We start from the raw sequence: 8,086 nt of genomic DNA, 5'->3' as shown, positions 1-8,086 counted from the left end.
GCTGACGGACGCGGCGGGCGGGAAGGTGTATGGGCGTCTGTTCGAGATTCGCGGGCAGGACTGGCCCATCGTCCAGCACAAGGAAGGCTTCGTGACGGGGATGTGCGTGGAGCGCCCCGTGCGGGTGCGGGTGGACGGGCAGGAGTTGGAGGCGACGGCGTTCGTCACCAACCCGCGCCGTGCCTCGCAGGACGGCCCGGTGAGCCCGCGCTTCGTGGAGGCGCTGGTGCGCGGCGCCCAGGCGGCGGGGCTGCCGGCGGAGTACGTGGAGCGGCTGAAGCGCGGCGCGTAGTCCACCCGTGGACAGGGAAGTGCGCGCCGGGGCTTCCCTGGCGCGCGCGGATGCGCAGGTTGGGCGCGTCCATGTTCTTCTTCTTCTCGAACAAGCTTGGCTGCCTCGGCAGCATCGCCGTGTCCGCCGCGCTGAGCGCGGTGCTCTACTTCCTCTTCATGCGCTGAGGCGAGCCGGACGGCTCACGGCTTGCCGCGCCAGAGGTCGTCCTGATCCTCCTCCCCCAGGGGGTGGATCGTCACCACGCTTCCGTCCTTGTCGGGCGTGCTGCGGACCTCGTCCGCCTCGGCCGGCGTGTGCGGTGCGCGCTCGGAGAAATTGTCGTTCTGGAGATGGCGCTGGCGCTGCTCACTCGTGCCGCCGTAGCCCTCCTGGATCTTCTTCGTCATGTCGGGTCCTCGTGGTGGATGCGCCACGCCCAACGCTTGGGATGGGCCGACGGGTGCGCAAGCGGCGCCCCGGTGAGCCCGGGTGGGGCGCAGGTGTGCCCGACGGCAGTCCCAGCGTCCTGGCTTGGGGCCGACTGAAGGGCCATGCCCACATGAACGAATGAACAGGCACTGGGTTCAGATCGGGCGCATCCGCCTGAACAGGCCTTCAGCCATTTCCGGCACATCTCACCGACTGAACAGACCATCAGTCGTTTACCGCGATCTGATCGGCCATGCACACATGGCCGGGTGTTCAGCGGTTTGTTCACGACGGCGCCATGGCCAGTGCCTACCTGAACACGTCTTCAGCCATTTCTGGCGGGCCCCCGAGACAGAGGGGCCGGTGACTCCCAGGCACCCTGGAAGTGCAGTGCCTACCTGAACGCATCATCAGGCAGTTTCTGGGAGCCTGATCCAGGCGGCGGAGCTGAACACATATTCAGACTCGCCATGTCCGCTGATCGGCCGTGCCTACATGAACAAATACTCAGCCAATTTCCACGCGACCCACGGCCCATGCCTACATGAACATGCTTTCAATGAATCTCAATCAAATACATATCAATTATCGATATTGACATGAATTCAATGTATTGAAATGCATTGAGATGTATCAACGATACATGAATACAGCCGTCTCAGTGCGGAGCCGCCACGTCGGCCGTGGAGACAGGCGTCCCCGAGCCGCGCGAGACGCGGGGGAAGAACAGCCCCGCGATGAAAGAGGCCGCGGTGAGCACGAAGATGAGCCAGAAATTGATGGTCAGCCCGGTGCTGAGGGCGCCGCTCAGCGTCTTCAGCATCTCCGGCGGAACGTCATGTCCGTGCTCCGGCCCGAGCAGCGAGTTGGCGGCGGAGACGGGGATGCTCGGGTCCTTCAGGAGCTGGGACACGATGACACCGCCCATCAGGCCCACTCCGAGCACGCCGCCGATGGTGCGGAAGAACATGTTGCTGGCGGTGGCCACCCCGCGCAGCTCCCAGCCCACACTGGTCTGCACGGCAATCATCAGGGCGGTGGACGCGAAGCCCAGCCCCACGCCGAACAGCCCCATCGCGATCTGGGGGATGATGAGCGGCAAGTCCGGCTTGAGCAGCAACGCCATCACCAGGGTGCCGACCACCGTCAGCGCGAGTCCTCCCACGATGAGCGGCCGGAAGCTCGTCTTGAGCAGCATCCGCCCCGCGAACACGCTGGCCACGGGCCAGGCGACAATCATCGGGGTGATCATCCCTCCCGCGAGCGTGGGCGAGCCACCGAGGACGCCCTGGACATACAGCGGCACGTAGGTGGTCGCGCCGAACATGGCCGCGGAGAAGAGCGCGCCCGCCACGGAGGAGATGGCGATGGCGGGCTGCTTGAAGATGGACATCGGGATGACGGGCTCCGGCACCCGGCGCTCCACCTGCACGAATGCGAACAGCAGGAGCAGCGCCACCGGCAGCGCCCACAGATTCCAGCCCAGGCCCTGCACACCGAACAGCAGGGCCACCACGCCGGCGGACAGCAGCATCGCGCCCGCGTAGTCCAGCTTCTGCGGCTTGCGGTGCACCTGCTCGTGGAAGAAGGTCATCATCAGCAGCGCGGTGCCCACGCCCACCGGGACGTTGATGAAGAAGACCCAGTGCCAGGAGAGGTACTTCACGATGAGGCCGCCCGTCAGCGGGCCAATCAACCCCGCCACGCCCCACACGGCGCTGAAGGCGCCCTGCACCTTCGCGCGCTCCTCCAGCGAATAGATGTCCCCGATGATGGTGAGCGCGACTGGCTGGATGGCTCCCGCGCCCAGGCCCTGCAGGGTCCGGAAGGCGATGAGCATCTCCATCGACGTGGACAGGCCACTGGCCATGGACCCGACGAGGAACAGCACCGTGCCGAAGAGCAGGATGGGCTTGCGCCCGTACAGGTCCGACAGCTTCCCGTAGATGGGCACGGTGATGGTGGAGGACAGCATGTACGCGGTGAAGACCCACGCGTAGTGCTCGATGCCGCCCAGCTCGCCAATCACGGTGGGCATGGCCGTGGAGACGACCGTTACCTCCAGGGCCGCCATGAAGAGGCTCAGGGCGAGGGCCAGGGTGGTCAGGGGACGATGGGTTTTTCGCATGCTGTCGGAGCGGCGTCGGAGAAGGGCCCTTGTAATGGGCAAGCCCCGAAGCCGCCACCGTCAAACGGCGCCCCGCGTCGTATCGTCCCGCGTCGATGCGACGGCACGCTCAGGGCGCGCGCCCGGCCTCACGGAGCGCGTGAGCCGCCCGCTTGATGGCGGCGCGGATGCGCACGTAGGTGCCACACCGGCAGACGTTGTCGCTCATGGCCGCGTCGATGTCCGCGTCGCTCGGGTCGAGGTTCTTCCGCAGCAGCGCGACGGCGGCCATGATCTGCCCGGGCTGGCAGAAGCCGCACTGCGCCACGTCCTCGTCGATCCACGCCTGTTGCACGGGGTGGAGCCCCTCGCCACCGAGTCCCTCGATGGTCGTCACCCGCGTGCCGGCCACGCCGCCGATGGGCTGGATGCAGGGGCGGAAGGCCTCGCCCTCGAGGTGGCTGGTGCACGCGCCGCACACGCCCACGCCGCAGCCATACTTCGGCCCCGTCACTCCGAGCTGGTCGCGCAGCGCCCAGAGGAGCGGCAGGTCCGCGGATGCCTCCACGGACACCGTCTGGCCATTGAGGATGAACTGGTAGGCGGGCATGGTCAGGCTCCCGAATCGAGCAGCGGAAAGCGGGTGGGCATGGTGCCCGTCGCCCGCGCGATGGCATTGGTCAGGGCCGCGGCCGCGCTGGGATAACCAAGCTCTCCCACGCCGCCGACACGGTCGTCGGACCGGACGAGGTGGACGGAGATTTCGGCGGGGGCGTGCTTCATCCGGAACCACCGGTAGTCGGCGAAGCTGCCCTCGCGCACGGCGCCCGCGTCGATGTGGATGCCGGCGCTGAGGGTCGTCGAGAACGCATCGATGGCCGCGCCCTGGAGCTGGGCCTCGATGCTCTTCGGATTGATGGGCAGGCCGACATCGGCGGCGATGACCACGCGCAGCACGCGGGGGGCCTCGCCCGTGACATCCACCTCGACGAGGTGGGCGACGGCGCTGTCCCATTCCTCCAGGACGGCCACGCCCTGGGCGACTCCGGGCGGCAGGGCGCGGCCCCACTGTCCTTCCTGCGCCACCTTGTCCAGGACGGCCTTCAAGCGGGCCGACTTGAGCTGTGAGCGCCGGAGCTCGACGGGGTCTCTCCCGAGCCCGCGGGCGAGCTGGTCGATGAAGACCTCGTTGGCCACGCCGACCTGGCTGGTGAACACGGACCGGAACGACGCGGTGGGGATGGGGATGGAGACCTCGCGCAGCTCCTGCGACACGAGCCCGAAGTGGTAGGGCACATGCTGCGACAGCGTGAAGAAGAGGGCGCTCGTCACCTCGGGAAGCGCCTGGCCGACGAGCGCGGTGAGCAGGTCCCCGAAGCCATGGGGGAGCTCCACGGTGGGGATGGCGGCCTGGTGGTTCCAGCCCAGGATGGAGCCGTTCGCGCCCACGTAGGCGAGGATGCGATGGTGGCTGGCGGGCCGGTAGCGCCCATGCCGCATGTCATCGTTGCGGGTCCACATCAGCTTCACGGGCCGCCCGAGCGCCCGGGCCGCGAGCGCGGCCTCCACGGCGGCCTCGGCGAAGAACCTCCGCCCGAAGCCACCGCCCGCGCGGCTGGCATGCACAGTGACCCGCTGCGGGGCGAGCACCCAGCCCAGCGCCTCCGCGACCTCGCGCTGCACGAACTTCGGGTCCTGCGCGCCCATCCAGATTTCGGCGCGGTCTCCCGTCACGCGAGCCACGCAGCCCTGCGTCTCCATGGGCGCGTGGGCCAGATAGGGGAAATCGAAACGTCCCTCGAGGGTGCGGGCCGTGAACAGCGGAGGCAGGGGCCGCGCGCCGATGGCGTCGCGCAGGCGGCTCCGGATGTGGGTGTCGGAGAGCTGGCTCGCGGGACCGGGGGCCCAGGAGATGCGCAAGGCATCGCGGGCCGCGAAGGCCTGGGCGTACGTCCGCGCGGCGACCGCGACGCCCGTGGGCAGCCGGGCCACGCCGAGGACGCCCGGCATCGACAGCGCCGTCGAGGCGTCGAAGTCCCGCACCGAGCCACGGATCGTGGGAGGCCGGGCCACCACCAGGGGCACCGCGTCGGGGATGTCCAGGTCCAGCGTGTACTTCGCCGCCCCGGTGACGATGTCTCGCGCGTCGATGCGGCCCGTGGGCTGGCCGACGACCGTGTACTCGCTCGTCGGCTTGGGCGTGGCCGGAACGAGGAGCAGCAACACGCGCGCCGCGTCCCCGGCGAGCTCGCCGTAGCCGGCCCGGCGGCCGTCAGGGGCAATCACCTCGCCCCGGACGGTGGTGAGGGTGTGCGCCGGGACACGCCACCGGTTCGCGGCCGCGGTGACCAGCCGCGCCCGGGCCGTAGCGGCGGCGGCGCGAATGGGGCCCGCGAGGTAGCGCATCGTCGAGGACGCTCCCGTGAGCTGGATGACCCACCGCGGGTCCGCGTCGGCGGTGCGCACGTCCACCGACTCGAGCCGGGTGTCGAGCTCCTCGGCGGTGAGCATGGCCACGCCCGTGGTGATGCCCTGGCCCATCTCGGTCCGGGGCAGGGTCGTGACGACACGCCCGTCAGCCTGGATGGCGATGTAGAGGTTGAGCGCGGTCTCTTCGATCGGCTCCGCGGCCTCGGCTGAGGGAACGTCGAGCCCCAGCCTCGCCGCGACGACCAGCGCGGGTGAAGCCACCACCCACGTCAGGAACCGGCGGCGATCGACCACCACGGAGACGGTTTCGGGCTGCTTGGGCGTGTCCGTCATGCGCCGGAGCATCTCACAGAGATGCGGTCCTGGAAAACAGGTACAACTGGATTTCATCAGGAGCCCGGCTTGCTGTCATGGGCGCAACGCTCGGTTCCCACCCGTGCCGATGGTGCCCTCTGAGAGGGAGCGGGCTGGCCCTCACCTGGACGCATGAGAGTCACCAGCAATCCTGATGAATGTTTCCTTGCATCCGAGCCTCCTGGAGAAATGCTCCAGGCCATGACCGTTCGGCAGTTCGACGTGGTGGTCCTCGGCTCCGGTCCTGGTGGAGAAGGGGCTTCGATGAAGGCGGTGAAGTCCGGCCGCAGGGTGTGCGCCGTGGAGCAGAGCCCCTACGTGGGGGGAGCGTGCACGCACACGGCGACGATTCCCTCCAAGGCGTTGCGCCACGCCGTCCAGCGGCTCGTGGACGTACAGGGAGACCATCCGGAGCTGCGCGCCGAGCTGGCTCGGACCACCACCCTGAGGGACATGCTGCGCACCGCCTACTCGGTGGTGTCACGCCAGGTGCAACTTCGCAGCACCTTCTACGAGCGCAATCGCGTGGACCTGGTGGTGGGCAAGGCCCGCTTCCTGGACGCGAACACGGTGGAGGTGACCGAGCCGCGCGGCTCCGTCGAGCTGCTGTCCGCGAAGGCCTTCGTCGTCGCCACCGGCTCGCATCCCTACCACCCGCCCGGGGTGGACTTCAGCCATCCGCGCGTCTTCGACTCGGACACCATCCTGAAGCTGCGCGATGCGCCGCAGACGATGCTCATCTACGGCGCGGGCGTCATCGGCTGCGAGTACGCCTCCATGTTCCGGATGCTCGGCGTGAAGGTGGACCTGGTGAACACGCGCGACCGGCTGCTGTCCTTCCTGGACGATGAGATCTCCGACGCGCTCTCGTATCACCTGCGCGAGCAGGGGGTGCTCATCCGCCACCAGGAGGAGATGGAGAAGGTGGAGGCCCGCGAGGACAGCGTGGTGCTCCAGCTCAAGAGCGGCAAGCAGCTCAAGGCGGACGTCTTCCTCTGGGCCAACGGGCGCACGGGTAACAGCAGTGGCCTGGGGCTGGAGGCGCTCGGCATCGCCGTGGACTCGAGGGGCTGCATCCAGGTGAACGACGCGTACCAGACCTCGGTGCCCCACATCTACGCGGTGGGAGACGTGGTGGGCGCGCCGTCGCTGGCGAGCGCCTCCTATGACCAGGGCCGGTTCGCCGCCACGCACATCGTCGAGGGCCGCCTGGAGCACAAGCTCGTCAAGGACATCCCCACCGGCATCTATACGAGCCCGGAGATCAGCAGCCTCGGCCGCACCGAGCGCGAGCTGACGAAGGCGGGCGTGCCCTATGAAGTGGGCCACGCCTTCTTCAAGAGCCTGGCGCGCGCGCAGATCACGGGTCGCACGGTGGGAATGTTGAAGCTGCTCTTCCACCGGGAGACGCGGGAGCTCCTCGGCATCCACTGCTTCGGGGACAACGCCTCGGAGATCATCCACATCGGCCAGGCCATCATGGCGCAGGACGGTCCGGGCAACAGCATCGACTACTTCATCAACACCACGTTCAACTACCCCACCATGGCCGAGGCCTACCGGGTGGCCGCGCTCAACGGCATCAACCGCCTGTTCTGAGCCCGGTGGGCAGGGGAGCAACCAGGGGGTTCGCAGGTTGACGGCCCGTCGCAGCCCGCTGGTGCTGGAAGAAGAAGGAAGAACGCGTCGACCGCAGTGGTTGACTCACAACGCGGCGATGGTAGAAGCCGCGCCCCTTCCAACGGGAACCCCTCGCGGGCAGTCACAGCGCGGGGTGACTGGAGGAGGGGAGGAAGAATGAGTCGACCGCAGTGGTTGACTCACAACGCGGTGGTGGTAGAAGCCGCGCCCCTTCCAACGGGAACCTCCTCGCGGCAGTCAGCGCGAACGGCCACCGGAAAGAAGGGGGAAGAATGAGTCGACGGAAGCGGTTGACTCACAACGCGGTGACGAAGTAGAAGCCGCGCCCCTCGCAACGGAGCCCGCGCACTGGCGCGGAAGGAACTCCGGAAGCGGGTCAGCAGAAAACGAAATTCGGAATACGGCGGTCAACGAGGCGGTTGACACACGACGCGGCAACGAAGTAGAAGCCGCGCCCCCGACAAAAAAGCCCGGGAAGAAGTTCAACGGGCGACACGATTGGGGAGGTCAACGAAGCAGCGGTTGACACGGGATGCGGCGAGACGGTAGATTCCGCGCCCCCTCGAAAGAAAACAGCGGAAGCCACTGGGCGGCGCTGAGGACTTCGAGGACGCCACGAGAAAGCGAAACCGAAAAGTTGCAAACGGACGCTGACTCAAATAGAAGCTGACACATCGCTGGTTGCAAAACGGCGAGCAGCACGGTAGCAGAAAGTCGCGAGCAACACAAGCGACTCGGTCTTTGAAAACCAAATAGCAAGCCCAAGTAGAAGACAGATTGCGGAAACCGCAGTCAATTCTTTGAAGGTGCCAGCCAGGTCGCGCTGCGAAGCGCAGCCGGCAGCACCTAAC

7 protein-coding genes are annotated in these 8,086 nt (G+C 67.5%); 2 read left to right on the top strand and 5 right to left on the bottom strand.

The genetic code is table 11. The annotated features are described in order from the left end of the window. Positions 1-292, top strand: a 292-nt coding sequence (locus HG543_RS49035; protein WP_211194702.1) for a gamma-glutamylcyclotransferase, incomplete at its 5' end; no start/stop codon positions are given. Between the two features lie 182 nt (positions 293-474). On the opposite strand, the gene HG543_RS49030 is transcribed toward HG543_RS49035, so the two are convergent. From HG543_RS49030 to HG543_RS49015, 4 genes are all read right to left on the bottom strand, one after another. Continuing rightward, the gene (locus HG543_RS49030; RefSeq protein ID WP_169351876.1) at positions 475-681 is read right to left on the bottom strand and encodes a hypothetical protein; all 207 of its coding nucleotides are present in this window, start codon (positions 679-681) and stop codon (positions 475-477) included. Positions 682-1,361: 680 nt separating this feature from the next. Beyond that, complete coding sequence (locus tag HG543_RS49025) at positions 1,362-2,831, bottom strand: MDR family MFS transporter (protein ID WP_169351875.1); 1,470 nt, start codon at positions 2,829-2,831, stop codon at positions 1,362-1,364. A 109-nt stretch (positions 2,832-2,940) separates the two neighbouring features. Then, the gene (locus HG543_RS49020) at positions 2,941-3,420 is read right to left on the bottom strand and encodes a (2Fe-2S)-binding protein (RefSeq protein WP_169351874.1); all 480 of its coding nucleotides are present in this window, start codon (positions 3,418-3,420) and stop codon (positions 2,941-2,943) included. A 2-nt stretch (positions 3,421-3,422) separates the two neighbouring features. Further along, positions 3,423-5,573, bottom strand: coding sequence for a xanthine dehydrogenase family protein molybdopterin-binding subunit (locus HG543_RS49015; RefSeq protein ID WP_169351873.1), 2,151 nt, complete (start codon positions 5,571-5,573; stop codon positions 3,423-3,425). Positions 5,574-5,795: 222 nt separating this feature from the next. On the opposite strand from HG543_RS49015, the gene sthA reads away from it, so the two are divergent. After that, entirely contained in the window at positions 5,796-7,193 is a 1,398-nt protein-coding gene (sthA, locus tag HG543_RS49010) for a Si-specific NAD(P)(+) transhydrogenase (RefSeq protein ID WP_169351872.1), read from the top strand. A gap of 697 nt (positions 7,194-7,890) precedes the next feature. Here sthA and HG543_RS54800 read toward each other — a convergent pair. Beyond that, positions 7,891-8,086, bottom strand: a 196-nt coding sequence (locus tag HG543_RS54800) for a hypothetical protein (RefSeq protein ID WP_211194701.1), incomplete at its 5' end; no start/stop codon positions are given.

It is taken from the genome of Pyxidicoccus fallax (assembly GCF_012933655.1).
Lineage (GTDB): Bacteria > Myxococcota > Myxococcia > Myxococcales > Myxococcaceae > Myxococcus > Myxococcus fallax.
This window is presented reverse-complemented; position numbering and strand designations above follow the sequence as displayed.